Genomic DNA, 25,669 nt, shown 5'->3' with positions numbered 1-25,669 from the left:
GCGCTTCCAGCCGTGTCATGTCACCAGCAGAGGTGCCGGATCGACGTCCTTCTTCAACAGCCCCTGGGTGCGCATGAGCGTGATGAGCCGGCGCAGGGCGGCCGGGTCCGCGGTCGCCGGATAGACGGGCAGATGGATCGACTTGGCCTGGTCCGCGGTCACCCTGGCGTACGTGGGCAGCTCGGTGCGGACCGCTCCGGGATCCTCGGCGGCGAGTTTCGAGGCCGCCTCGACGGCCCGCCGGAAACCGGCCGCGGCCTTCGGGTTCCGCTTCACGAAGCCGGCCGTGGTGATGTACCCGCTGGCGGGCAGGCCCAGCGCCGGTCCCGACCCGCCGTCCAGCAGCACCCGCGCGCCCAACTCGCCCTGGACGGCGGTGTCGAAGGGCTCGACCACATGGGCGGCGTCCACCTGGCCCCGCTGCAGGGCCGGGCCCATCTGCGGGAACAGGATCTGCCGGTAGACCGGTCGTCCGGCATGCCGGGCGTCGAGGATCGCGTTCAGGGTGAGGGACTGGATGTTGTTGAGGACGGCGACGGCGACCTTCTTGCCCGCGAGGTCGGCGGGCGACCTCAGGGCGGAGTCCTTGGGCACGAGGACGTCCATCATGTGCGGGGCGATCCGGACGCCCTCGGCGACGATGCGCAGGTCCAGAGTGCCCTTCTCGTACGCCTGGAAGTAGGTGACGTAGTTCGCGCTGGCGATCACGTCGACCTGGCCCTTCAGCAGCGCGGGCAGCGCCTGGATGCTCTGCTGCACGGGCTGGATGCGTACGTCCAGTCCCTCCTTGGCGAACAGCCCGCGGTCCCGGGCCAGGTACAGGGCGGCGGAGTCGGTGAGGGGCAGCGCCGCCACGGTCAGCTGCTGCCGGCCGTCACCTGGATGCGCCTTCCCGCCGCTGTCGCAGCCCACGAGGAGCAGCGCCGCCGCGGCGACGAGCGCGGCGAGCCGTTTGATGGCCGTCTTTCCCGGTCGTGATCGACGTAAAGGCATACGGGCATGCCTACCCTGCGATTGTCATGATCGCTACATCCCGGGTGCGGCTTTCCAGCGGTTTGGAAAAAGACGAACCCCGCGCCCGGCTCATCGCCGGCCCCCGGCAGGTGTCCAGGGCCGGCTGAGGCCCGGTCAGGCCCGTGGGCCGGCGATCCGCAGGGGGGTCGCAGCGGGGGGCGCGGTGGTGCCGTCGGTGCCGGTGGCGTCCGTCCACCAGTCGGCGCCGTCCTCGATGTAACGCAGCAGCACGCCCTCGCGGATCGCCCAGGGGCAGACCACGGCCCCGCGCAACCCCATGAGCTTCAGCGCCGTGTGCCCGACGATCGCTCCGGCCAGGCTCTGCGCGGCGCGCGGCGCGGAGATCCCGGGCAGCTGGGCGCGTTCGGCGGCGGGCAGTGCCGCGAGGGTGCGGACCGCCTCGCGCAGGTCCCGGCCGCGCATCTCCCGGTGCACGAACGGGCCGTGGCGTCCGGGCGCCGCCCCGCACAGCCGGCCCAGCTGCTGGAACGTACGGGAGGTGACCGCGGCGGTGCGCGGCCGTTCCCAGCGGATCCGTGAGGCCACGTCCCGCAGCTCATGGCGGATCCGGCGGCGCAGTTCCTTCAGTTCCTCCGGCCCCGGCGGGTCCTGCACCGCGAGGTACTCCTGGGTGAGGCGCCGCGCGCCGAGCGGCAGGGACGCGGCGAAGTCGGGCAGCCGGCCCCGGCCGAAGGCCACCTCCAGGGAGCCGCCGCCGATGTCCAGCACCGCGAGCGGGCCGGCGTGCCAGCCGAGCCAGCGGCGGGCCGCCAGGAAGGTCAGCTCGGCCTCGGTCTCACCCGGCAGGACGCACAGGGGGACACCGGTCTCCGCCGCCACCCGGCGGATCACCTCCTGCCGGTTCGGGGCGCCGCGCACCACCGCGGTCGCGAAGGCCAGTGGGCCCGACGCATGCCATCCGCGGGCTGTGTCCCCCGCCGCGGCCACCGCCTTCACCAGCCGCTCCACCGCCTCGTCGGCGATGCTGCCGTCCGCACCGACGTGTTCGGACAGGCGCAGCTTCCACTTGACGGTGTGCACCGGCAGCGGAACGCCCCCCTCCACATCTGCGATCACCAGACGAACCGTGTTCGACCCCGCATCCAGCACGCTCACCCGCATGGCCGGGGAGTACCCACTTTCCCGCCAGGCACCCGCCATTCAGGGGGCGCCCGTGTGCACAGCAGCGGCCGACGGGCCCCTTCAGGGGCGGCGCCGGGCAGTCGGCGGCACACCGGGCGCGCGCCGCGCACGGGCCGGCGCACACTGTGATCCTGTCCGGATCTCGGCCCCCGTACCGGCCCGTCCCTGGCCTTAGATGGTCACCACCACTGTCGGCGTGAGGAGTGGCACGTGAGCGGGACGGACGCGACGAGGGTACTGGTGATCGGCGGCGGCATCGCGGGGACCGCGGCCGCGCTCGGCCTGCACAAGGCCGGCTACGACGTCACCGTGTACGAGGCACACCCCGACACGGCCGAGGACATCGGGGCGTTCCTGACCCTGGCGAGCAACGGCATGCGCGCCCTGGCCCAGCTCGACGCCGCGGACGCCGTCAGGGCCGTCGGATTCCCGCTGACATCGCTGCGGTTGCTCGACAGCGACGGCACCGAGCTGACGCACGCGCCGCTCGGCGAGGTCGCCGAACCGGGACTGCGGTACCGCTGTCTGCGGCGCGGCGAGCTGAACGCGGCCCTGCAGGGCGAGGCGGCCCGGCGCGGCATCCGCCTGCGCCACGGCGCCCGGCTGGCCGGCGTCACGGACGGCCCGCACGGCGTCACCGCCCGGTTCGCCGACGGCAGCACCGCCCACGCGGCCCTCCTCATCGGCGCCGACGGCCTGAACTCCACCGTGCGCCGGCTCCTCACCCCCGGTGTCCGGCCCGGGTACGCGGGCCAGCGGATCTTCTACGGCTACAGCGGCACCGCCGCCGGCCCGGACGGCACCGGCGTCATCACCTTCGTCCGGGGCAGCGAGGCGACCTTCGGACACGTGGTGTCGCCGGCCGGGCAGACGTACTGGTTCGCCCGGGTGAGCACGGAACCGCTGCCCGCCGGCGGCGCCGCCCACCGTGCCCCGTGGCGCGAGGAGCTGCTGCCGCTGCTGCGCAAGGACGCCACACCCGCCGCGGACATCGTCACCGCCTCCCAGGGACCTGTCATGGTCACCAACGCCACCGAGCTGCCGCTCGGGACGGTGTGGCACCGGGGACGGACCCTGCTGATCGGCGACGCGGCCCACGCGGCCTCCCCGGCGACCGGCCAGGGTGCCTCGATGGCCCTGGAGGACGCCGTCGTCCTCGCCAAGGCGCTGCGCGACCTGCCCCGCGCCCCGGACGCCTTCGCCGCCTACGAACGGCACCGGCGCCCACGGGTGGAGCACAACATCACCGTCAGCGGCGGCATCTCCCGCGGCGGCCGGAATCCCTCCCGTCCGGGTCCCGTCCTGGCCCGCCCCGCCGAGCCGGACGAGGCGCTCATCCGCCAACTGGCCTGGGACGCCCCGCTGCCGGCGAACCCGCCCGAGGAGACCTGACCCGGGGGCTCCGGCCGGCCGGGGGCGCGCGAAAGTGCAAGAGGCGGAGCACTGGAGTCCATTGCCGGACCGGCGCCGGAGCCGGATCGTTCCGAGCGACCGGCCCTTCGGAACTTCGGCACCAAGGAGCACAGTTGCGACTCTTGAGCAGAGCGGGCGGCGCCGCGGCCGCGACCGCCGCCCTGGTCCTGGGCGGCGGCACCGCGTCCCCGGCACCGGCCGCCACACCCGCCGACGCCGGCTACACCGTGACCGTGGGGACCCCGGTACCCTTCACCCACCCCACGGACACCCCCGCGAGCCCCTACCTCGACCGGGACGGCACCTTCCACTACCAGCAGTCCGCCGCCCTCTACGGCGCCAAGGACCCGCGCAGCTGGGACTTCTACACCGGCACGGACTTCGACACCGCGACCTTCGACAAGGCCCTGAGCAAGGCGGTGAACCCCGCCAACCCGGCCGACCGCAACGACGACACCACCTGGCGCTGCAACAACAGCCCCACCGGCCGCGGGGCGACGTACGCACCGAGCGGCTCCGGCTACGCCCAGAAGAACTACTGCGACCTGTCCGGGGTGTGGGTCGACCCCGACACCGGCGACTGGTACGGCCTGGTGCACAACGAGTTCACCCCGCAGCCCTTCGGCGACGGACTGCACTACGACGCCATCGACTACGCCGTCTCCACCGACCGGGGCCGCACCTGGACCATCGAGGACCACGTGATCACGTCCCCGTACAGCACCGCGCGTGGGGACACGACGGCCTTCCCGAACCAGACGTACTCCTACGGCGACGGCGACCAGCGCCTCTTCGTCGACACCGCCTCCGGCTACTTCTACGTCTATTACGGCTCCCGGATCATCGACAAGAGCGGCGGCTGGAAGGCGTTCTACGAACACGTGGCCCGCGCCCCGATCTCCGCCAAGATGGCCCCCGGCTCCTGGCACAAGTGGTACGACGGCGCCTGGTCGCAGCCCGGCACCGGCGGCAAGGAGAGCGACATCGTCCCCGTGGACGCCGATCACCCCGCCGGCTACACCCCCGCCTCCACCGAGTACGACCCGGCCAGCACCGGCACCGCCGCCCAGCAGATCGCGGCCGGGAAGATGCCGCCGACCTCGCCGCTGTTCGTCATGAACATCGCCTACGACGCCCATCTCGGGCTGTACATCGGCGAACCGCAGGCCGTAGACCAGAGCGGCGACGCACCGCAGTACCTCTACGCCACCGACGACCTGAGCACCCAGAAGTGGCGCCTGATCGGGGACACCGGCGGCTACACCAACGCCTCCTGGTACCGCTGGTTCCTCGACGGCGCCAACCGCACCAGCTCCACGATCGTCGGCCGGTCCTTCCGCTCCTACTGCGCCTTCGGCTGCTCGCACGACGCCTCCGGCGAATACGTCGACATCACCGTCGACGCCACCGCACCCGCGCCCGCCCCGGTGGACACAAGCCGCGGCTACCGCATCGCGAGCGGCGCGGGCCGCGTCCTCGCCCAGGCGGCCGGCGGGAGAGGCACCACCTCGCTGGCCCGGCCCACCCGTTCCGGCAGCGACATCTGGCACTTCACCCCGACCGGCGACGGCGCCTTCACCGTCACCAACGCCGCGAGCGGCCGGCTGCTCGGCGTCGACTCCTCCTCCGCCGCGGGCCGCGCCTGGGGCGCGAGGCCCACCGTCACGGCGGCACGGGCCGGCGGACCGTCGGTCGGGCAGCAGTGGTTCGTGATCCCGAACGCCTCCGGCGGCACCTACCGCCTGGTCAACCGTTACAGCGGACTCGTCCTCGGCCTCTCCGGCACCTCGGGCCGGCTCGCCGAGACCACCCCCGCGCGCACCTGGACGGACCGCACCGGGAGTCCGGTCGGCGCGGGGCGCTCCGCCGCCGAACAGACCCTGTGCTTCTCCGCGACCGGCTGAGCAGGAGACGTCTGGCTATCCTGCACCCATGTCGATCATCAACGGGGAATCCGACGCCCGCCTGGCCGTCACCGCGGCCCAGGCGGGCGCAGCCGTGGTCCGTGGTCTGTACGGCAGCCGGCTCGAACGCCACGACAAGTCCGCCGGAGACTTCGCGACCGAGGCGGACCTCGCCGCCGAGCGGGCCATCCTGGACGTGCTGCGCGCCGCCCGCCCCGACGACGCCGTGACCGGCGAGGAGAGCGGACGCTCCGGCGCCGCCGACGCCCACCGCCGCTGGCTCGTCGACCCGCTGTGCGGCACCCTCAACTACGCCGTCCGGAACATGCTCGTCGGCGTGAACGTCGCCCTGCGGGAGGGCTCCGAGGTCACGGCCGCCGCCACCGCCGACCCGTTCAGCGGCGAGGTGTTCTGGACCGACGGCGAGGCGGCCTGGGTCCGCGGGGACGGCCCGGACGAACGGCTGGCGCCCTGGTCCGGTTCCGCGCTGGTGGACGTCAACCTCGACCCGCCGTTCCCCAACGCCCCCGGTTTCCAGGCGGTCCGCCTCCTCGCCGACCCCGGCTTCGCCCGGCGGTTCCGGCCCCGGGTCGTCTCCAGCACCCTCGCCGTGGCCTGGGTGGCCGCCGGACGCCGGGCCGCGTACGTGACCGACGGCGACCTGCGCGACAGCGTGCACTTCGCGGCGGGGATCGCCCTGTGCCGGGCGGCCGGCTGCACGGTGACCGGCCTGTACGGCGAGCCCGAGCTCAGCGCCGCGGGCGGCCTCGTCGCGGCGGCCGACGCGGAGACCCATGCCGCATTGCTGGAGCTCATCAAGAACCAAGTCCCCTGAGCGCGCGCCGAGTTGGCGCGGAGCGGGTCGGCCCGCCTGCTCGACGCGGGCGCCGCTCGTCTGGTGTGATGCCCGCATGACCCTGGCCGCCGACCTCGCCACCCGCTTCGAACAGGCCCTGGACACCCGCCCGGAGGCCCTGCGCGAGGCCGGGCAGGACTTCGGGCACATCGTGTCGGCCCCGCCACTGGCGGTCCTGCGCCCCCGGTCCGCCGCCGAGATCCAGGAGCTGCTGGTGTTCGCCGGACCGCGGGGCATCCCGGTGACCGTGCGCGGCGGGGGTCACTCGATGTACGGCCAGGGGCAGGCGGGCGGCGGGATCGTGCTGGACCTGCGGGCGATGAACCGGGTGGGTCCCGTGACGGGCGGCCAAGTGACCGTGCAGGCGGGCGCGGTGTGGCGGGAGGTGCTGGCCACCACCCTGCCGTACGGCCGCACCCCGCCGGTCCTCACCGACTACCTCGGCGCGGGAGTGGGCGGAGTCCTGTCGGCGGGCGGACTCGGCGGGGCCGGCCACCGGCACGGCCTGGTCGCGGACCAGGTCCTGGAGCTGGAGGTGGTGACCGGGGCCGGGGAGCACCGGGTCTGCGCACCCGACCGGGACCCCGGGCTGTTCCACGCGGTGCTCGCCGGACTCGGCCAGTGCGCCGTCATCGTGACCGCCACGCTGCGCCTGGTCGAGGCCCCCGCCCGGATCCGCCGCTACTGCCTCCACTACACCGGCCTCACCCGCTACCTGGCTGACCAGCGACGGCTCGCCGAGGAGCAGCGCTTCACCTATCTGGAGGGCCAGGCCCGGCCGGCCGGTGAGCACGCCTGGCGGTACATGATCGAGGCCGTGGCCCCGTACGACGGCCCCTGCCCGCCCGACGACGCCGCCCTGCTCGCCGGACTCGGGCACGATCCCGCCGCCCTGGAGACGGAGGACCTGGGACACGGCGAGTTCGCCCATCGCGTGGACACCGACGAGGAGGTCCTGCGGGAGACGGGGGAGTGGCTGTATCCGCACCCCTGGCTCAATCTGCTGCTGCCGCACGACAGCGCCGCGTCCGTCGTCCGCGCCGTACTCGCCGACCCGGCCTTCCGGGACCTGCGCGACACCGGCCTCGTCCTGCTCTACCCCCTGCTGTCCAGCCAGCTGCGGGCTCCCCTCTTCAGCCGCCCCTCCGGCGAAGTCCTCCATCTGTTCGCCCTGTTGCGCACAGCGCCCCCCGGCAGCCCCGAGACGGTCGCGGCGATGGTGGCCGCCAACCGCACCGCGTACGAACTGGCCCGCTCCCACGGTGCCGTCGCCTATCCCGTGAACGCCCTGCCCATGTCGGACGCCGACTGGCGGGACCACCACGGCAGCCGCCGACCGGTTTTCGCCGCCGCCAAACGGCGGTTCGACCCGCATGGCGTCCTCGCCCGCGGACACGGACTGCGGCTTTGAGGACCTCGGCTGGAACCGGGGCCGTACCCGCCGTGCCGACGACGTTCTGAAGGCGTTCTGGCGGCCCGCCCCTGGAGACACGCCTTTGGGGGGTTTCGAGTGCGCGCCGAGTGCAACACGGACGGTGCGGCCCCGGCCGGCGGAGCCGTACCGGCCGCATGTCCGCTGAGGGAGACGACACGCATGGATCACTCGCGCGCACCCGTACTGGAGGCCCTGGAGGAGTTCCGCCGCCGCGGAGACGTGGTGTTCGGACCGCCCGGGCACAAACAGGGCCGCGGCACCGACCCCCGGGTCGCCGAGGTCCTCGGCATCGACGTCTTCCGCTCGGACGTGCTCACCCTCAACGGCCTGGACGACCGCCGGCAGTCCCAGGGCGTGCTGGAGGACGCACAGGAGCTGATGGCCGACGCGGTGGGCGCCGAGCACGCCTTCTTCTCGACCTGCGGCAGCTCCCTGTCTGTGAAGACCGCGATGTGCTCGGTCGCGGGGCCGGGGGAGAAGCTGCTGCTGTCGCGCAACGCGCACAAGTCGGTCATCGCGGCGGTGATCATCAACGGGGTGGAGCCGATCTGGGTCCACCCGAAGTTCGACGGCGAGCGGCACCTGGCCCATCCGCCGGAGCCCGACGACGTCCGCGACCGCCTGCGGGAGCACCCCGACGCCAAGGGAATGCTGCTGATCACCCCCACCGACTGGGGCACCTGCGCCGACGTCCGGGGCGTCGCCGACGCCTGCCACGCCTACGACGTACCGCTCATCGTGGACGAGGCCTGGGGCGCCCACCTGCCCTTCCACCCGGACCTCCCGGTCTGGGGCATGGACGCCGACGCCGACCTGGTCGTCACCAGCGTGCACAAGATGGGCGGCGCCATCGAGCAGAGCTCGGTCTTCCACCTCCAGCACGACCGGGTGGCGCCCGAGGTGCTCAAGCAACGCGAGGACCTGCTCGGCACCACCAGCGCCTCCTGTCTGGTCTACGGAGCCCTGGACGGCTGGCGGCGGCAGATGGTCGAGCGAGGCCGCGAGCTGCTGGGGGCGGCCCTCCACCGGGCCGAGCGCATCCGCGCCGAGCTGCGGGAACTGCCGGGACTGCGGGTCATGGGCGGGGAGATCATCGAGGAGGGGCTGGCGGCCGAGTTCGACCCGATGAAGATCGTCATCGAGGTCCGGGACCTCGGCATCAGCGGCATGCAGGCGGCCGAATGGCTGCGGGCCCACCGGCATGTCGACGTGGGCGGCTCGGACACCTGCCGGATCAGCGCCTCCATCACCCACGCCGACGACGACGAGACCGAGAAGACCCTGCTGGACGCCATGCGCTCCCTGGTGGAGCACGCCGGTGCGCTCCAGCGGCGGCCCGCCGTCCGGCTGCCCGAGCCCCGGGCGCTCGAACTCCAGCAGGCGGTCCTGCCGCGCGAGGCGTTCTTCGGGCCCGCCGAGCAGGTGCCCGCCGAGCGGGCCGTGGGCCGGATCTCCGCCGAGATGATCAGTCCCTATCCGCCCGGCGTGCCCGTCGTGGCGCCCGGCGAGGTGATCACGAAGGAGGTGCTGGACTACCTGCGCAGCGGAGTGGCGCACGGCTTCCTCATCGCCGACGCGGCGGACCCGTCGCTGGAGAGCCTGCGCGTCACGGCCCGGCCGTGACACGGTCTCTCGACCTGCGGGGGCCGGGGGCAAGGCCTAAGGTGGCGGTGCGGGCGGCCGTTCGCACCGGCCCGGGTCAAGAACCCGGCCCACGGACGGAGGCACCCCCGGCAGGGGCGCTTGGCCCTGCCCGACGGTCCCCGGGTCCGGACGACGCGTCCGGCGGGCCTGCCGCTCCGGCAACTCGATGGGAGACGGCCCGACTTCACCCCGACCGGAAATCCGCCGCGATTGCCGGTTTCGGACGCTCCGGCCCGGGGACCTCGGTACGAGGGCCGCGATGACCTCTTTCGCCAGATTTCATCAGGCCTGCACATGTGACTTCTGTCTGTCGGCCGTATGCCCGGCGAAGGAAACGCAGCGATGAGCGAGACGAACCCCCTGAAGCGAGCGGCGGAGAAGGCGGCGGACGTCCTGCGGGGCGACGGCGCGGGCCCGGAGCAGGGCATCCCCGGAAAGCCGGGTCCCCGGTCCCCGTCGGTCGCCGAGCCGGCCGAACGCCATGAGCCGCTCCCGCCCAAGCCCGACCAGACCGGCCCGGAGACCGTCTCCCCCACCGGGCAGCCGACCGGCGCCGACCAGGCACGGAGGGCGCAGAGCGGCGGATTCCTGACCAACGCCCAGGGCACCCGGCTGTACGACACGGACCACTCGCTCAAGGCGGGACCCCGTGGCCCGGTGCTGCTGCAGGACCACCACCTGCGGGAAAAGGTCATGCACTTCGACCATGAACGCATCCCCGAGCGCGTGGTCCACGCCCGCGGCGCCGCGGCGCACGGGGTGTTCCGCAGCTACGGCACGGCGGCGAACGTGACGAAGGCGGCCTTCCTCGCCGAGGGCGTGGAGACGCCGGTGTTCGTCCGCTTCTCCACCGTGCTCGGCTCCCGCGGCTCCGCCGACACCGTCCGGGACACCCGCGGCTTCGCGACGAAGTTCTACACCAGCGAGGGCGTCTTCGACCTGGTCGGCAACAACATCCCGGTGTTCTTCATCCAGGACGCGATCAAGTTCCCGGACGTCGTGCACGCCGCCAAACCGCACCCCGACCGGGAGATCCCGCAGGCCCAGAGCGCCCACGACACCTTCTGGGACTTCGTCACCCTGCACACCGAGGCCACCCACCACACCCTGTGGAACATGTCCGACCGGGGCATCCCGCGCTCGTTCCGCACCATGGAGGGCTTCGGGATCCACACCTTCCGCCTGGTCGACGCCGACGGCGGGACCACCCTGGTGAAGTTCCACTGGAAGCCGAAGCTGGGCGTGCACTCGCTGGTGTGGGAGGAGCCCAGATCATGGGCGGTGTCGACCCGGACTTCCACCGCCGTGACCTCGCCGACGCGATCGAGGCGGGCGCCTTTCCCGAGTGGGAGTTCGGGATCCAGACCTTCCCCGACACCCCCGACCAGACGTTCGAGGGCATCGACCTGCTGGACCCGACGAACATCGTCCCCGAGGAACTGGCCCCCGTGCAGCCCATCGGCCTGCTCACCCTCGACCGCAACCCGCTCAACTTCTTCGCCGAGACCGAGCAGGTCGCCTTCCACCCCGGCCACCTCGTCCCCGGCATCGACATCACCGACGACCCGCTGCTCGCCGGCCGGCTCTTCTCCTACCTGGACACCCAGATCACCCGGCTGGGCGGCCCCAACTTCGCACAGATCCCGGTCAACCGTCCGCACGCGCCCGTCAACGACATGCTGCGCGACGGCATGCACCAGACGGCCGTGCACCCGGGTGTGGCCCCCTACCGCCCCAACTCCCTCGACGGCGGCTGCCCGTTCACGGCCGGCGCCGACGCGGGCGCGTTCGTCGAGACCCCGGTGCGGGTGCCGGAGGCGACCAAGGCCCGCGAGGCACCGGCGTCGTTCGACGACCACTTCAGCCAGCCGCGCCGGTTCTGGCTCAGCATGAGCCCGGTGGAGCGCGAGCACATCATCGGCGCCTACACCTTCGAACTCGGCAAGTGCTACGAACAGGCCATCAGGGAACGGGCGTTGCGGGTGCTGGCCAACATCGACCCGGAGCTGTGCGCGGGCGTCGCCATCGGCCTCGGCCTGCCCGCCCCCGAACCCACCGTGCCCCTGGCCGACGTCGCGCCCAGCCCCGCCCTGTCCCAGGTCGGGCACACCTGGCCGACCGACGGCCGGATCATCGGCATCGTCACCGGGCCCGACGGCGACCTGGACGGCGTACGGGCCGTACGCCAGGAGGTGCTGGACGGGGGCATGGTGCCGCTCGTCGTCGCACCGGCGGGCGGCGCCCTCGGTGACGGCCCCGACGCGCCGGCCGTCCAGCGGACCTATGCGACGGCGCGGTCCGTGGAGTTCGACGCGGTGCTCGTGGCGGGCGCCCCGGGCATCGGCGTCGACGCCTACGGCGCCCGTGACGCCAAGGCGGGCGTGCCCACCGGCCGCGCCGGCACCCCCGACCCGCGCGTGGGCCTGCTGCTCGCGGAGGCGTACCGGCACGGCAAGGCCATCGGGGCGGCCAAGGGCGGCGAGAGCGCGCTGGAGGCGGCCGGCATCCCCCTCGACGCGCCCGGTGTGATCGCCGGCGACGGCGCCACGACGGTCCTCCAGCAGCTCACCCGGCTGCTCGGCTCCCACCGCGTCTGGGACCGCTTCCCGTCCACCGCCTGACGGCCCGAGTCACCCCTATGGAGCCGGACGGCGGAAGAGGGCCGTCCACAGGAAGTCCTGGCCGAACAGCGCGGAGTCCGCCGGTTCCTGCCGCATGGCGCGCAGTTCGACCTCGTGGAGATCGCGGAAGATCCGGCGCAGTGACTCGGGGGTGTAGGCGAGCCCGCCGTGCAGGCCGGGTTCGCGGTAGAAGGCCGCGTCGGGGAGTTCGGAGCCCATCCGGCCGGCGGCGAAGCACGTGAGCGAGAAGTACCCGCCCGGCGCCAGCACGCGGTCCAGCAGCGCGAGGTGGCTGACCCGGCGGTGCGGTGGCAGGTGGTGGAAGCAGCCGGAGTCGTGGACGAGGTCGTACGGGCCGTGCAGCGCCGCCTCGGTGCCCGTGGTCAGGGCGAAGGCGTCACCGCGGTGGAACCGCACGGCGCCCCCTGTGCCCCGGGCCTGCCGGGCGCGCTCCTCGGCCCAGGCGATCGCGGCGGGCGAGAGGTCGACGGCGTCCACCTCGAAGCCCCGCGCGGCGAGGTACAGCGCGTTGCGGCCGGGGCCGCAGCCCAGGTCGAGGGCCCGCCCCGGCACGATGAGACCGCGCTCCAGGTAGGACACCAGGTTCTCGTCCGGCTTCGCCGCGAAGAACGGCACGGGTCTGTCCCGTGCCGTGTAGAAGTCGTCCCACCACGGGGCCGCGCCCTGGGTCCACCGGTCGGCCTCCGGCGCGAACAGCCCGTCCAGGAGCCGTAGCACGTCTTCCACCGTGCGGATGTCCCGGTCCATCCGGCCACCCCCTTTCCCGCTGGACACTAGGGAAGGGGGCGGCGCGGCACCAGGCGGCAGGGCTCGGCCCGAGGGCGCCGGTGGGCGTCCGGGCGGACGGGGGAGGGCAGGCCGGGGACCCGCCCTCGGAGGTCGGCCGGCAGGCCTTCCGGGCCCCGCGGCGCCCCGGCACGCGGCCTTTCGTGATCGAGCCGAGGGCACATTTTCGGCCGCGTGCCCGAGCGCGCTCCTCCCCCGGGGTCCGGTAAGCGGCTCAGTCGCGTGCCGCGGCCGGCGCCGCGGCCGGTGCCTCGGTGGGGGCCTCGGCCGTCTCCGGCTGTGCGGCCGGGCGGCGCCACCGGCGCAGCAGCAGGCGTCTCGCCGGGCGCTCCACCGCCTCGTACAGGAGCCAGGACAGTCCGAGCGACACCGTGAACACGGTCGTGGTGACGGCGATCCCCGCCAGCAGACCGAAGTGCGGCTTCGTCCCGAGCAACTGCGTGGCGGACCGGATCACCAGCAGATGGATCATGTAGAAGGCGAACGACAGCTCGCCCAGCCGCACCAGCCGCCGGCGCCGCCACAGCGAGGGCAGCCCCTGGATGTCCGCGACGGCCGCGGCCGGGATGAGCAGCGTGAACCCGGCGATGGTGCACACGGTGGCGGAGTAGCCGGGCGCGACCTGCGGGACGAGGAAGTAGCCGATGATCGCCAGGGCGAGCGAGGCCTCGAGACCGGGCCCGCGCCACCGGCCCAGCAGCACCAGCCGCGCGGTCACCGCCCCGAGGACGAACTCGGGCAGCCGGGCCGCCGGGAACGAGTACAGCGCGTACGTCCACCAGTGGTGGGCGTCCGCCCAGGCCAGCACCACGACCGCCACCACCGACACAGCGCCCAGCGCGGCCGAGGCGCGCGCGCCGAGCCGGCGCAGCAGCAGGAACAGCAGTGGGAAGGCGGCGTAGAAGAACGCCTCGCAGCCGAGGGACCAGCTGACCGGGTTCAGCGTCTGCCACCAGGGACGCCACCAGGGATGCAGCAGCAGCGCATTGGACAGTGCCTGCTTCGGTGTCGGCCTCGGCTGGCCGGCCAGCGTGTACGCCATGAGCAGGGCGACGGCGAGGGTGACCAGGTGCACCGGGTAGATGCGGGCGATGCGCCGTCTCCAGAAGGAGAACGCGCGGTCATGGGGCCGCGCCGACCAGGTCAGGACGAACCCGGACAGCACGAAGAAGAACGACACACCGGTGGCACCGGCGCCGAAACCCCAGTACACCAGGCGGCCACTGGTGCCGCCGAAGTAGCCGAAGTTGTTCACGTGAAGTCCGAACACCAGCAGGGCCGCCATCCACCGCAGCCCCGTGAGGGAGGGCAGCGAGGGCATGGCGGCGGCTGGGGAGTCCCTGGCGGTCGAGTCGCCGGAACGGGTGGGCGGCGTCGTCCGGAACGTCCGGGTCGTCGCCGTTGTCATCGAATCACCTGCCGCAGAGGATTGGCGTGGGGCATGAAGGGGTACCTTGCCCGTTCACCCCCAGTCCATCACGTCACATGGCAAACATCACACTCGCTGCCGAACGAGGGACTGCTCCGACATGCCACGGAGGGCCGGACCGGGTGCACCCGTACGAGTGATGCCCCACGCACCTCCTTGATCAGCCCGCGGCCAGTTCCTTCGTGATCCGTTCCAGCGTGAACGCCGAGGATTCCCGGGCCCGTTCCTCCCAGGCGAACACGCAGGCCGTGGCCACGCCGCCGAACCTCAGCGCGCCAGAACGCGGCCTCGCTCTCCGCGGCCCGCTCGGGACGGCCGTTGAACTCCGGGTTCATCAGCGGGCATTCGAGGTCCGCGGTGATCTCGATCACCGCCTCCAGGAGCGGACGGCCGCCTGCCGTTCGGTCTCGTCGGGCGAGGACCACTTGTACAGCGGCAGCACGGGGGACAGCGTGACCCCGTGGTCGCGCCGGCGCACGGCCACGGTCTCCGTCAGCCGCCGGGTGCCCCGGGCCCGCGTCGACTTCGTGCACAGCGCCGAGGGCGAGGGTGTACGGCAGGCCATGCAGCACCTGGTGGAACTCGGCCACCGCCGGATCGTGCGCATCGACGGCGGACGCGGCCCCGGCTCCGCCGAGCGCCGCCGCGCCTACCGGGCCGCGATGCGCTGGCACGGGCTGGAGAACGAGCAGCGCGTCATCCCCGGCGATCACACCGAGCGGTCCGGGAGCGAGGCCGGCCGCCTCCTGCTCGCCGAGCGGGGCGCCGGCACGCCCCTCCCGACGGCCGTCCTCGCCAGGCAACGACCATGCGTCATGGGCCTGTTGACGGCGCGGGCCCGGTGTGGTGTGGAGGCGCCCCGGGACCTCTCCGTCGTCGGCTACGACGACAGCCGTCTCTCCCCTCTGATGCCGATCGGCCTGACGACCGTACGACAGGTCGCCCGGTTGATGGCCGAACACGCGGTCCGCTTCACCGTCCAGCGCCTGGAGGATCCCGAACTGGAGCCCGGGGAGGTCGAGTTGGACCCGAGGCTGGTCGTGCGGGGGCGAGCGGCCCGCCGCCGGCCTGAGTCCGGTGGCGACCATGCTCAAGCCGCTTGCCCCGCAAGGGCCTTGACGAGCTGGTCCCGCGTCATCCTCGACCGCCCCGGTACGCCCGCGGCGCTCGCCCGCTCGTACAGCTCCGCCTTGGACAGGTCGCCCAGGTCCTCGGACTCCTTCCGCCCGGCGGCGTGCCTCTTGCCGGCGGCCTGTTTCTTGCCGGTGGCCTGCTTCTGGTCGGCGGTCCGCCTCTTGCCGGTGGCCGGTTTCCCGCTGCCGCCCTTGCGGCTCCGGGACCGGCTCTGCTCGACGCTCCGGCTGAGCACGTCCATGAGGTCGATGACATTGGTCGCCTCCGGCGGCTGGGGTTCGCCGACGACCTCCGCGCCCTCGCGCTTGGCGGCGACGAGCTTCTTGACGCGCTCCTCGTAGGTGTCGTGGTAGTCGGTGGGGTCCCAGTCGATGGTGAGGGCGTCGATCAGTTGCTCGGCCGTCCGCAGCTCCTTGCTGCCGCTCTTCGTGCGTCGCTCCGGCAGCCCGGGCACCACGTCGATGGGGTCGCGCACCTCGTCGGCCCAGTGCAGGGTGTACAGGACGAGGACGCGGGGCTGCGCCCGCAACGCGGTCAGATACTCCTTGCCGCGCAGGGTGAGCGTGGCGATCCCGGCCTTGTCCGCGCGGTCCAGTGCCGCCCGCATCAGCTCGTACACCTTCACGTACTCCTTGCCGCGCGGGCCGACGTAGTACGTGCGGGCGAAGTACACCGGCTCGACCTGGTGCAGATCGACGAACCCGGCCAGGTCGATCACCTTCGACCGCCCGGGCGCGATCTCCTCCAGCTCCTCCGGCTCCACGACGACGTACTCGCCCTCCTCGATCTCGTAGCCCTTGACGATCCGGTCGGTGCCGACCTCCTTGCCGGTGCGCTCGTTGACCCGCTTGTTGCGGATCCGGTCCGAGGTGCCGCGCTGCAGCTGGTGGAAGTGCACGGTGTGGTCCTCGGTGGCGGTGTACAGCCCCACGGGCAGGGTGACCAGCCCGAAGGTCAGGACACCGGTCCAGATGGGTCTCGCCATGGCTCCTCGCCTCCGTCGTGGGTCAGCCGGCCGTTCCGTCGTGGGCCAGCCGTCCGCCGTGGTGCTGTGCGGTCACCGCCGCCGTGCCCGGCCCGGGGACGCGCGCCCGGCGTGGCGGCCGGCCGGCCGGTCGGCCTCGGCCGCCGTCGCCCGGGCAGCGGTCTCCTCGGCGCGGCGCCGGGCCTCCCGGACGGCGCGGTCGGCCTGCCGGGCCCGGTCCCGTGCCTCGCGCTCGTCGTCACGGGACCGTTGCTGTTCCTCCTCGGCGTCGCGCAGCCGCGCGCGCAGCTCACGCACGCGCCTTTCCGCCTCGGCCAGCCGGTCGCGGGCCTCCTCGGCCTCCCGGCCGGCGGCCTCGGCCTCCGCCTCGCGGGTACGCAGGTCACGCTCCGCGTCGCGGGCGGCCCCGCGGGCCTCGTTGAGCCGGCGCCGGTGTGCCAGCTCGTCCGCGCGCTCCGCCGCCTCGGCCCGCTTCCGTTCCGCCTCGCCCCGCTTGGGCTCCTCCGTCTCGGCCCGCTTGCGCTCCGGCCCGCGTCCGCCGGGGGCTTCCAGCTGGGCGTGCCTCTTCCCCCTGGTCGCCGCCGGGGCGACAGGGCGGAGGGCGAGGACGGTCGCGTCCGCCTCGGGAAACCCGAACGTGGCGCTGAGCGGCTTCACGAGCCGCCCCGCCGCCCACTCCCGGGCCGCCTCCGGATCGGCGAGTACGGCGTGCAGCGTCTCCTCGACCTCTCGCTGGACCCCCTCACCCACCGGGCGTCCGGCCTCGGCCGCCAGCCGCCGCGCCTGCCGCCCGAGCGCGCCGATCACCTCGCTCTGCCGGCGGACGAGCTTGCGCAATCGCGGACCGTCCAGTTCGCGATGTGCCCGGCGCAGCGACTCGCCGAGGTCCAGCAGCGGCTGGACCTCCTCCGGCTGCCTGCGCACGAGCAGATTGCCGGCCCATGCGGCCAGACTCGGTCGCCGCAACGCACCGATCTCCTTGGCGAGGGCCTGATCACCGGCCTTGCGGGCGTCCAGGGCGCGGCGGTCACGGGCGGCGACGAACTCCTCCGGCCGCAGCCCGTACAGCTCGTCGGCGACGGTGTCCAGGTCCACCGGCGTCCCTCTCGACGGCCACTGGGTGATGTGGTCCGAGTTTCTCAGCCCGGGGCGTTCATGTGCCTTTTGGGGGACTTCCTCCGGGTCGGCTGATCGCGGCGGGGCGGCTGAGGAGGGGCGTGGGACGGCCGGTGCGACTTTCGGTGCCGGAGCTCCACCCATCGGCGCCGGATTCCCACCCTTCGGCCCCGCCCCGTAGACCGGCGGCGGACGGCGCCGGTGCGGCCGGGCCCGGCAGGGTGGCCGTATGCAGAGGACCGAGGGGATCAAGCGTGCCCAGTTCCTGGCCGGCCTGGCCTCCGCGGGGCTCGCCGCGGCAGTGCTGCCGACGGGGGAGGCCCGCGCCGCGCAGGGGAGCTCACCAAGGACACCCGCCGCGCCGGGCGGGCTGCGCCACCACGGGGTCGTGTACACCGTGGGCGCGGGGGAGACACCGGGTACGGCGTTCAGCGCGGCCCGGATGCGGCAGGACATCCGGGTCATCCGCGACGAGCTGCACGCCGACACCGTCGATGTGACGGGTGACGGCGTCGAACGGCTCACGGCCACGGCCGCCGAGGCGGCCGAACGGGGACTGCGCGTCTGGCTGCAACCGACCCTCGGCGACGTCCCGGAACGCGACATCCTGGAACACCTGGCCGAGACCGGCCGGTTCGCGGAGCGGCTGCGCCGGCACGGGGCGGCCGTGGAGCTCAGCGTGGGCTGCGAGTTCTGGCTGTTCGTGCCCGGGATCGTCCCCGGGGACACCGTCTTCGAACGCATCCGGAACCTGCGCGACGGCAGGGTGGACCCCGTCGCCGTGCAGCGGCGCCTGGACCGCTTCACGGCGAAGGCGGCCGCGGTCGGCCGGTCCGTCTTCCACGGCCCGCTGAGCTACGCCGCCGCCCAGGACGACGAGGTCGACTGGCGCCTGTTCGACATCGTGGGCATCGACTACTACTCGTACTTCCCCCACGCGTCCGGCTACATCAGGGAGTTGAGCCGCCATCTGCGGTGGGGCAAGCCGCTGGCCGTCACCGAGTTCGGCACCTGCGCCTACGTCGGGGCGCCCAGGACCGCCGGCATGGGCTGGGACGTCGTCGACCGCGCCAAGCGGCCCCCGGAGATCAAGGGCGGCCTGGTCCGCAGCGAGCGCACCCAGGCGGCGTACCTCATGCGGCTCCTGGACGTCTTCTCCCGGATGGGCCTGTACGCGGCGATGGCCTTCGAGTTCGTGACCCCCGACGCCCCGCACCGCCCGGGCGACCCGCGGCACGACCTCGACATGGCGAGCTACGCCATCACCAAGACCATCAAGGACCGCCCGGACGACCCCGGCTCCGGCTGGCACTGGGAGCCCAAGCAGGCCTTCCACGCCCTGGCCCGCCGCTACGGCCACGCCCGGACCGGCCGCCGGCCCGGCCACTGACCCGGCAGGGACCGGTGGCCCGTGACCGCCGCCCGGTGGAGGGCGGGGCCGTGGCCCCGTCGCCGACGGATGCGCGGTGGCCTGCGCGGGTTCCGCTCACCCGTTCGGAGGACCGTCCGGCTTGGCGCGCCCTCGTCGCCGATCCCGGGACACATGATGCGGGCATGCTCCCGCCCCACCCCACGCCCCGCCCTCCGGCTCGCCCGCCGCGCAGGGCGGGGCCGGGTGCATATGGGGCGGGGCCGTGCGAGGGCAAAGGTGAGCGCACACACCCGGGCGGGCGCCGAGGCGGACGCGGAGGTGAACGGCGGCCGCCGGGACGCGACCAAAATTGCATCGTTCGTTTTCTTGAATCACTCGTGTTTATGAGGGTAGGTTCGCCCTCATGACCGCCTCCCCGACCCCGACCACCGCCCAGGAGCTGCGCGGGGCCGGCCTGCGCGTGACGGCAGCCCGCGTCGCGCTGCTGGAGACCGTCCGGGCGGGCGGCCACCTCGGCGTCGAGGCGATCGCATCCGGGGTGCGCGACCGCGTGGGCCACATCTCCCTGCAAGCCGTCTACGAGGCGCTGCACGCCCTCACTGCGGCGGGTCTCGTCCGCCGTATCGAGCCGGCCGGTCACCCGGCCCGGTACGAGGGACGCGTGGGGGACAACCACCACCACATCGTGTGCCGCTCCTGCGGTGCCGTCGCCGACGTCGACTGCGCGGTCGGCGACGCGCCCTGCCTGACCGCATCCGACGACCGCGGCTTCGCCATCGACGAGGCCGAGGTCGTCTATTGGGGCCTGTGCCCCGACTGTTCCACCGGCCGCAGTTCCTGAGCACCGAGTTCCGCACAGTTCGGAAGGATTGCCATGACTGAGAACCACGACGCGATCGTCACAGACGCGAAGGCGGAGGGGGCGAGCGGCGGCTGCCCCGTCGCCCATGACCGGGCCCTGCACCCCACCCAGGGCGGCGGCAACCGCCAGTGGTGGCCGGAGCGGCTCAACCTGAAGATCCTCGCCAAGAACCCGGCCGTGGCCAACCCGCTCGGTGAGGACTTCGACTACGCCGAGGCCTTCAAGGCCCTCGACCTCGCGGCCGTGAAGCGGGACATCGCCGAGGTGCTGACCACGTCGCAGGACTGGTGGCCCGCCGACTTCGGCAACTACGGCCCGCTGATGATCCGTATGGCCTGGCACAGCGCGGGCACCTACCGCATCAGCGACGGCCGCGGCGGCGCCGGTGCGGGGCAGCAGCGGTTCGCCCCGCTCAACAGCTGGCCGGACAACGGCAACCTCGACAAGGCCCGCCGTCTGCTGTGGCCGGTCAAGAAGAAGTACGGCCAGAGCATCTCCTGGGCCGACCTCATGATCCTCACCGGCAACGTCGCCCTGGAGCAGATGGGCTTCAAGACCTTCGGCTTCGGCGGCGGCCGTGAGGACGTCTGGGAGCCCGAGGAGGACGTCTACTGGGGCCCCGAGACCACCTGGCTCGACGACAGGCGCTACAGCGGCGACCGCGAGCTGGAGAACCCGCTCGGCGCGGTCCAGATGGGCCTGATCTACGTCAACCCGGAGGGACCGAACGGCAACCCGGACCCGGTCGCCGCGGCCCGCGACATCCGTGAGACGTTCCGCCGTATGGCGATGAACGACGAGGAGACCGTCGCCCTGATCGCCGGTGGCCACACCTTCGGCAAGACCCACGGCGCGGGTCCGGCCGACCACGTCGGTGCCGACCCCGAGGCCGCCTCGATGGAGGAGCAGGGCCTGGGCTGGCGGAGCACCTACGGCACCGGTAAGGGCGCGGACGCCATCACCTCCGGCCTCGAGGTCACCTGGACCGCCACGCCGACCCAGTGGAGCAACGGGTTCTTCAAGAACCTCTTCGAGTACGAGTACGAGCTCACCCAGAGCCCGGCCGGCGCCCACCAGTGGGTGGCGAAGGACGCCCCGGAGATCATCCCGGACGCGCACGACCCGTCGAAGAAGCACCGCCCCACGATGCTCACCACCGACCTGTCGCTGCGCTTCGACCCGATCTACGAGCCGATCTCCCGCCGGTTCTACGAGAACCCGGACGAATTCGCGGACGCCTTCGCCCGCGCCTGGTACAAGCTGACCCACCGCGACATGGGCCCGAAGTCGCTGTACCTCGGCCCGGAGGTCCCGGAGGAGACCCTGCTGTGGCAGGACCCGCTGCCGGAGCGCGAGGGCGAGCTGATCGACGCCGAGGACATCGCGACCCTGAAGACCAAGCTGCTCGAGTCGGGCCTCACCGTGTCCCAGCTGGTCACCACCGCCTGGGCGTCCGCCTCCACCTTCCGCGGCAGCGACAAGCGCGGTGGCGCCAACGGCGCCCGCATCCGCCTGGCCCCGCAGCGCGGCTGGGAGGTCAACGACCCCGACCAGCTCGCCCAGGTGCTGCGCGTCCTCGAGGGCGTCCAGCGGGACTTCAACGCCTCCTCCGGAGCCAAGAAGGTCTCCCTGGCCGACCTCATCGTCCTCGGTGGCGCCGCCGCCGTGGAGAAGGCCGCCAAGGAAGCCGGCTTCGAGGTCGAGGTGCCCTTCACCCCGGGCCGCGTGGACGCCGGCGAGGAGCACACCGACGCCGAGTCCTTCGAGGCGCTGGAGCCGACCGCGGACGGCTTCCGCAACTACCTGGGCAAGGGCAACCGCCTGCCGGCCGAGTACCTGCTGCTCGACAGGGCCAACCTGCTCACCCTGAGCGCCCCCGAGACGACCGTGCTCGTCGGCGGCCTGCGCGTCCTCGGCGCCAACCACCAGGGTTCGCAGCTCGGTGTCTTCACGAAGACGCCCGGTGTCCTCACCAACGACTTCTTCGTCAACCTGCTCGACCTGGGCACGACGTGGAAGGCGACCTCGGAGGACCAGACCACCTTCGAGGGCCGCGACGCCGCCACCGGTGAGCTGAAGTGGGCCGGCAGCCGAGCCGACCTCGTCTTCGGCTCCAACTCCGAGCTGCGGGCGCTCGCCGAGGTCTACGCCGGCGACGACGCGAAGGAGAAGTTCGTGACGGACTTCGTCGCGGCGTGGAGCAAGGTCATGGACCTGGACCGGTTCGACCTGGTCTGATCAGCGCTTCCAGGGGCGTCCGGCCCGATCCGCACGGGTCGGGCCGGACGCCCCCGTCGTGCGGGCGGGGCCGGACCTCCCGTCACCGGACTGTCACAGGAGATCCACAACGGTCACAGACGATCCACAGCGGAAACCCAGGGTCTCCCGGCTCTGTCTCCCTCGGCGAGCACCGGCACGGAGCCGGTCCGACCACCGGAATCGGGGGACCTCATGCACCACCGCAACACCATCCGCCTCGCCGCATCGGCTACGGCCGTACTCGCCGCCGCGCTGTCGCTGACGGCGTGCGGGCCGGAGAACGGCGACGGGACGGCCAAGGCCTCCTCCCCGGCCCCGGCCTCCGCCACCCCCTCCGGCACCGCACCCGCCACCACCAGCCCCGCCAGCACGGCCCCGTCGACCGGGGGATCCTCCGGCGGCGGCACGTCGACCGCCCCGAGCGCCCCGGCCTCTCCGGCGTCCGCCACCTCGGCCGGTACGGCGCCGGCGTGCTCGCTGCCGGCCGTGGAGGCGAATGCCTACCAGGCGACCAACCGTCCGGACGGTACCGGCACGGGCGCGGCGATAGTCGAGTTCACCAACGTCTCCGGGCACGCGTGCGTCCTGCGGGGGCATCCGACGGTGGCCGGAGCGGGCAACGGTTCCCCCGAGCACAACCTCCCCCTGAAGGTGACCCCCACGGGCACCGCCTTCCCCGTACGCCTCGCGCCGGGCGGCAAGGCGTGGGTGAAGCTGACCTTCCACCAGGTCCAGGGCGAGGCCGACGGCTACTGCAAGTCCGGCGCGAAGCCCGCCGTCTTCCCGACGCTCGTGGTCGGCCTGCCCGGCGCCGGTGCGCACCAAGTCGCCCTGAGCGACGGCGAGTTCGCCGAATGCGACAACACCGTGACCGCGACCGCGGTCTCGGCGGCGAAGCCTTCCTGACCGGCAGGTGACCACGGGGCGGCCCGGGGCGCGGACTGCGACCCGGGCCGCCCACTGTCACGAACCGAGCGGGACAGCGCGCCGCAAGGGGTGCGGGGCGGTGTCTCATACGCGGCTACCGCCGTGTGGGCGCGAGCAACCACGACGCACCCGCAGACGCCCACGACCGAAAGCCCAACGGCGTTGCCGGGAACGGTCCTTCACCCCTGATACGGCGGTGCTGGGTCACCCCGCGGGACGAGCTGCCCGGTCGGCGCCCTTCAGGTGCCGCCGCGTGGATCACTTCCGTGCACGGCGGCGTAAGGACGTTCTGGTAGCGGGGCAGAAATCAACGCACCGCTCCGATAACATGTTCGATCTCGCGATGATCAACGTCGTCGCTCTCGCCTATCCAGTCCATTTGGAATAAATCGGTCGCGTGATTGATGTCTAGAGCGCCACGTGTGTTTTCGCGAATGAACGGCAGTGCCGTGTGGGGCGCGTGGCGTCAACGGCGAGCCATGCTGTGGGCAGCGGCGGCAGTGGCGGCTCTTGGACTCCTGATCACACTGGAGATCACCGCACGCCGCTACGGTCAACCGGGGCCGATCACCGACCAGGTGGAAGGGCTCATATTCGCCCCGAAACCAGGCCCGCTGTACGGCGGTCTGGCGTTGATGATGGTCGTGCTCACCTGGCGGCAACGGTTCATCGCGGCCGGGGTCGCCATCGGCATCGACGTCGTCTTCGTGCTCATCCGGTGGGCCGCCGACGCCAAGACGACCGACGGCCATGTCTTCGGCAACGGCGCGCTGTGGGTGATGCTGGGCTGTGCGGTCATCGCCGTCACGCGCCGCACCGGCCCCGAGCGTGTCCTGCTGCTGAAGGGCGTCGGTCTGGGCATGCTGCTGGTGGCCGGCCGCAAGACCGGCGACACGTGGCTGTTCATCACCTCGAAGGCCCGCCCGGCCGTGCTCGACCAGTACGTGGCAACCGCCGATCACGCGCTGGGCAACCCGTCCTGGCTGATGGGCCGGATTGTCCGGACCACCGGCCCGATCGGCATGCATGTTCTTCACCTGGTCTACGCGCAACTCGCGGTGGCCGCGGTCGTCGTCGCGCTGTACCAGTTGCGCCACGTGGCCGTCGAGCGCCGCTTCCCGGCCCATCATCTGGTACGCACCTTCCTGGTGATCGGCCTCCTCGGCCCGGCCATCTACATGATCTTCCCGGTGGTCGGACCGGTCTTCGCCTACGGCCCGGGCGCCTCCGGCACCGGCGGCGTGCACTGGGCGGTGGCCAATCTCTGGCCGGACACGCCGCCGCCGATCACCATCCCCCACCCGATGTCGTACGACGAGATAACGCCCCGCAACTGCATGCCCAGCCTGCACACGGCGTGGGCCACCGCGATCTTCATTCACACCCGCAGCGGCCCACGGGTCCTGCGGTTCTCGGGTACGTTCTGGCTGGTCGCCACGCTCAGCGCCACGCTCGGATTCGGCTACCACTACGGCGTGGACCTCGTCGCCGGCGTGGTGTTCGCCCTCACGACCGAGACAGCGCTGCGCTCGCTCGTGCGTGGCTGGGACCGGCCAGGAATCCAGCTGGTCACCTACGGCGCGGCGGTCTTCGCCGCCCTCCTGGTGTCGTACCGGTACCTGCCGATGGAGATGGCGAGACACCCGTGGGTGTTCGGGTCACTTCTCGTTCTGGCGATGACCTCAGTGGTCTACGGCTTCGTACGGACCACCAAGCTGTGGGAACCGACGGCCGCACCAACGCGACAACCAGAACCTCGACTCGAACCGGTCTGATCCGCCCTCCGACCGAGCCAATGCCTGCTCCTGCCCCGAACTGCCTGGGGCGGAGGCCCGTGCGGCGCTCGAGCCGGTCCTCGAGCAGGGGCTGCAACCCCAGCAGGCCACTGACACGCTGCGTGCGCCCTGGCGGGACACTCGACCGCGGACGACTGCGTACGCGAGCGTTCCAGGCACGGGACGACATCGCCGCCGCTGCAGCCGTCGACTCGTGGTGACCTTCGGCGGCACGGTCGTCAATCCGTGACACGTGCGCGGACCACACCTGGCGGGGCGCCGCTCGCAGCGGCGTCCCGCTCGCGTGCCGCTAGTCCTTCGGGCGTGGCTTCCCCGGGTTCAGCGCCGAGAGCTTGTCCGGGTTCGTGACCAGGTACACCTCGCGGACCCGCTCGCCGTCCGGGTCGAGGTCCATGACCATCACCGCGTGCGGGGAGCCGTCCTCGAAGACCACCACCGCCGCGTCGCCGTTGACGTCCCGGTGCTGGAACTCCAGCCCCGCCGCCGTACGCGTGGCGTAGCCGGTCAGCGCCCGGGCCACCTTGTCCCGGCCGCGGATCGGCCGTGGTGCCGCCCGCGCCTTGCCGCCGCCGTCCGTCCACAGCGTGGCCTGAGGTGCCAGGATCTCCAGCAGCGCCCCGAGATCCCCGCCGAGCGCGGCGGCCACGAACCGTTCCGTCGCCTGCCGCCGGACCCGGGGGTGGGCCTGGTAGCGGGGGCGCCGGGCGCGCACGCGTTCCCGGGCGCGGTGCGCGAGCTGCCGTACGGCCGCGGGGCTGCGGCCGAGGATGTCCGCGATCTCGGTGTGCGCGTAGCCGAACACCTCGTGCAGCACGAACACCGCCCGCTCCAGCGGGGGCAGGGTCTCCAGCACGACCAGCACGACCAGCATGGCCAGCGACACCGACTCGGCGCGCTCGGCACCCCCGGACGCGTCCTCGCCGGCCGCCGACCGGCCGGCTGCCCGGGCGCT

At 72.9% G+C, this 25,669-nt stretch carries 16 protein-coding genes and 4 pseudogenes; 12 read left to right on the top strand and 8 right to left on the bottom strand.

Features of this window, described 5'->3' with window-relative positions:
* Nucleotides 1-15: 15 nt before the first annotated feature.
* Both ABB07_RS02325 and ABB07_RS02320 read right to left on the bottom strand, forming a co-directional pair.
* Complete coding sequence (locus tag ABB07_RS02325; RefSeq protein WP_208896984.1) at nt 16-993, bottom strand: ABC transporter substrate-binding protein; 978 nt, start codon at nt 991-993, stop codon at nt 16-18.
* Nucleotides 994-1,128: 135 nt separating this feature from the next.
* Nucleotides 1,129-2,136 (bottom strand): Ppx/GppA family phosphatase, encoded by a 1,008-nt coding sequence (locus tag ABB07_RS02320; RefSeq protein WP_208896983.1) that lies wholly within the window; start codon nt 2,134-2,136, stop codon nt 1,129-1,131.
* Nucleotides 2,137-2,367: 231 nt separating this feature from the next.
* Here ABB07_RS02320 and ABB07_RS02315 point away from each other — a divergent pair, with 231 nt between their 5' ends.
* From ABB07_RS02315 to ABB07_RS02290, 6 genes and pseudogenes are all read left to right on the top strand, one after another.
* Complete coding sequence (locus tag ABB07_RS02315) at nt 2,368-3,549, top strand: FAD-dependent oxidoreductase (protein WP_208896982.1); 1,182 nt, start codon at nt 2,368-2,370, stop codon at nt 3,547-3,549.
* Between the two features lie 143 nt (nt 3,550-3,692).
* Nucleotides 3,693-5,474, top strand: coding sequence for an RICIN domain-containing protein (locus ABB07_RS02310; RefSeq protein ID WP_244189185.1), 1,782 nt, complete (start codon nt 3,693-3,695; stop codon nt 5,472-5,474).
* Between the two features lie 28 nt (nt 5,475-5,502).
* Nucleotides 5,503-6,309: an inositol monophosphatase family protein gene (locus ABB07_RS02305; RefSeq protein ID WP_208896980.1), complete on the top strand. Its 807-nt coding sequence runs from the start codon at nt 5,503-5,505 to the stop codon at nt 6,307-6,309.
* 76 nt (nt 6,310-6,385) lie between these two features.
* Complete coding sequence (locus tag ABB07_RS41460) at nt 6,386-7,741, top strand: FAD-binding protein (RefSeq protein WP_279617370.1); 1,356 nt, start codon at nt 6,386-6,388, stop codon at nt 7,739-7,741.
* 183 nt (nt 7,742-7,924) lie between these two features.
* A complete protein-coding gene (locus tag ABB07_RS02295) occupies nt 7,925-9,388 on the top strand; it encodes an aminotransferase class I/II-fold pyridoxal phosphate-dependent enzyme (protein WP_208896979.1) in 1,464 nt (487 codons plus the stop codon).
* 363 nt (nt 9,389-9,751) lie between these two features.
* Nucleotides 9,752-12,030: pseudogene (locus ABB07_RS02290) on the top strand (catalase).
* Between the two features lie 15 nt (nt 12,031-12,045).
* Here ABB07_RS02290 and ABB07_RS02285 read toward each other — a convergent pair.
* The 3 genes and pseudogenes from ABB07_RS02285 to ABB07_RS41930 all read right to left on the bottom strand — a co-directional run.
* Nucleotides 12,046-12,798: a class I SAM-dependent methyltransferase gene (locus ABB07_RS02285; RefSeq protein ID WP_208896978.1), complete on the bottom strand. Its 753-nt coding sequence runs from the start codon at nt 12,796-12,798 to the stop codon at nt 12,046-12,048.
* Between the two features lie 253 nt (nt 12,799-13,051).
* The gene (locus ABB07_RS02280) at nt 13,052-14,245 is read right to left on the bottom strand and encodes an acyltransferase family protein (protein ID WP_208896977.1); all 1,194 of its coding nucleotides are present in this window, start codon (nt 14,243-14,245) and stop codon (nt 13,052-13,054) included.
* Between the two features lie 290 nt (nt 14,246-14,535).
* A pseudogene (locus ABB07_RS41930) lies at nt 14,536-14,735 on the bottom strand (TIM barrel protein); the annotation flags it as partial.
* Nucleotides 14,736-14,829: 94 nt separating this feature from the next.
* Between ABB07_RS41930 and ABB07_RS40465 the strand changes: the two are divergent.
* Nucleotides 14,830-15,255, top strand: a pseudogene (locus ABB07_RS40465) (substrate-binding domain-containing protein); the annotation flags it as partial.
* A 101-nt stretch (nt 15,256-15,356) separates the two neighbouring features.
* Here the strand turns inward: ABB07_RS40465 and ku are convergent.
* Nucleotides 15,357-16,385 carry a non-homologous end joining protein Ku gene (gene ku / locus ABB07_RS40460; RefSeq protein WP_244189184.1) on the bottom strand — a complete coding sequence of 343 codons (1,029 nt, stop codon included), beginning with the start codon at nt 16,383-16,385 and terminating at the stop codon, nt 15,357-15,359.
* Nucleotides 16,386-16,457: 72 nt separating this feature from the next.
* Complete coding sequence (locus ABB07_RS02270) at nt 16,458-17,480, bottom strand: hypothetical protein (protein WP_208896975.1); 1,023 nt, start codon at nt 17,478-17,480, stop codon at nt 16,458-16,460.
* Nucleotides 17,481-17,730: 250 nt separating this feature from the next.
* Between ABB07_RS02270 and ABB07_RS02265 the strand changes: the two genes are divergently transcribed.
* From ABB07_RS02265 to ABB07_RS02245, 5 genes are all read left to right on the top strand, one after another.
* Nucleotides 17,731-18,891, top strand: a complete 1,161-nt coding sequence (locus tag ABB07_RS02265; protein WP_208896974.1) for an abortive phage infection protein — start codon at nt 17,731-17,733, stop codon at nt 18,889-18,891.
* 385 nt (nt 18,892-19,276) lie between these two features.
* Nucleotides 19,277-19,714 carry a Fur family transcriptional regulator gene (locus tag ABB07_RS02260; protein ID WP_208896973.1) on the top strand — a complete coding sequence of 146 codons (438 nt, stop codon included), beginning with the start codon at nt 19,277-19,279 and terminating at the stop codon, nt 19,712-19,714.
* Between the two features lie 33 nt (nt 19,715-19,747).
* On the top strand, nt 19,748-21,973 hold the full coding sequence (katG, locus tag ABB07_RS02255; RefSeq protein WP_208896972.1) for a catalase/peroxidase HPI: 2,226 nt from the start codon (nt 19,748-19,750) through the stop codon (nt 21,971-21,973).
* A 213-nt stretch (nt 21,974-22,186) separates the two neighbouring features.
* Nucleotides 22,187-22,900: a DUF4232 domain-containing protein gene (locus ABB07_RS02250; protein WP_208896971.1), complete on the top strand. Its 714-nt coding sequence runs from the start codon at nt 22,187-22,189 to the stop codon at nt 22,898-22,900.
* A gap of 500 nt (nt 22,901-23,400) precedes the next feature.
* Entirely contained in the window at nt 23,401-24,696 is a 1,296-nt protein-coding gene (locus tag ABB07_RS02245; RefSeq protein WP_244189183.1) for a phosphatase PAP2 family protein, read from the top strand.
* Between the two features lie 310 nt (nt 24,697-25,006).
* On the opposite strand, the pseudogene ABB07_RS02240 reads toward ABB07_RS02245, so the two are convergent.
* Nucleotides 25,007-25,642 (bottom strand): annotated as a pseudogene (locus tag ABB07_RS02240) (sigma factor-like helix-turn-helix DNA-binding protein); the annotation flags it as partial.
* Nucleotides 25,643-25,669: the final 27 nt, after the last annotated feature.

Origin of the sequence: Streptomyces incarnatus (assembly GCF_001027185.1) — a bacterium.
Taxonomy (GTDB): Bacteria; Actinomycetota; Actinomycetes; order Streptomycetales; family Streptomycetaceae; genus Streptomyces; species Streptomyces puniciscabiei.
Note: the sequence above shows the minus strand (reverse complement) of the source record. Positions and strands in the feature narration are given on the sequence as shown.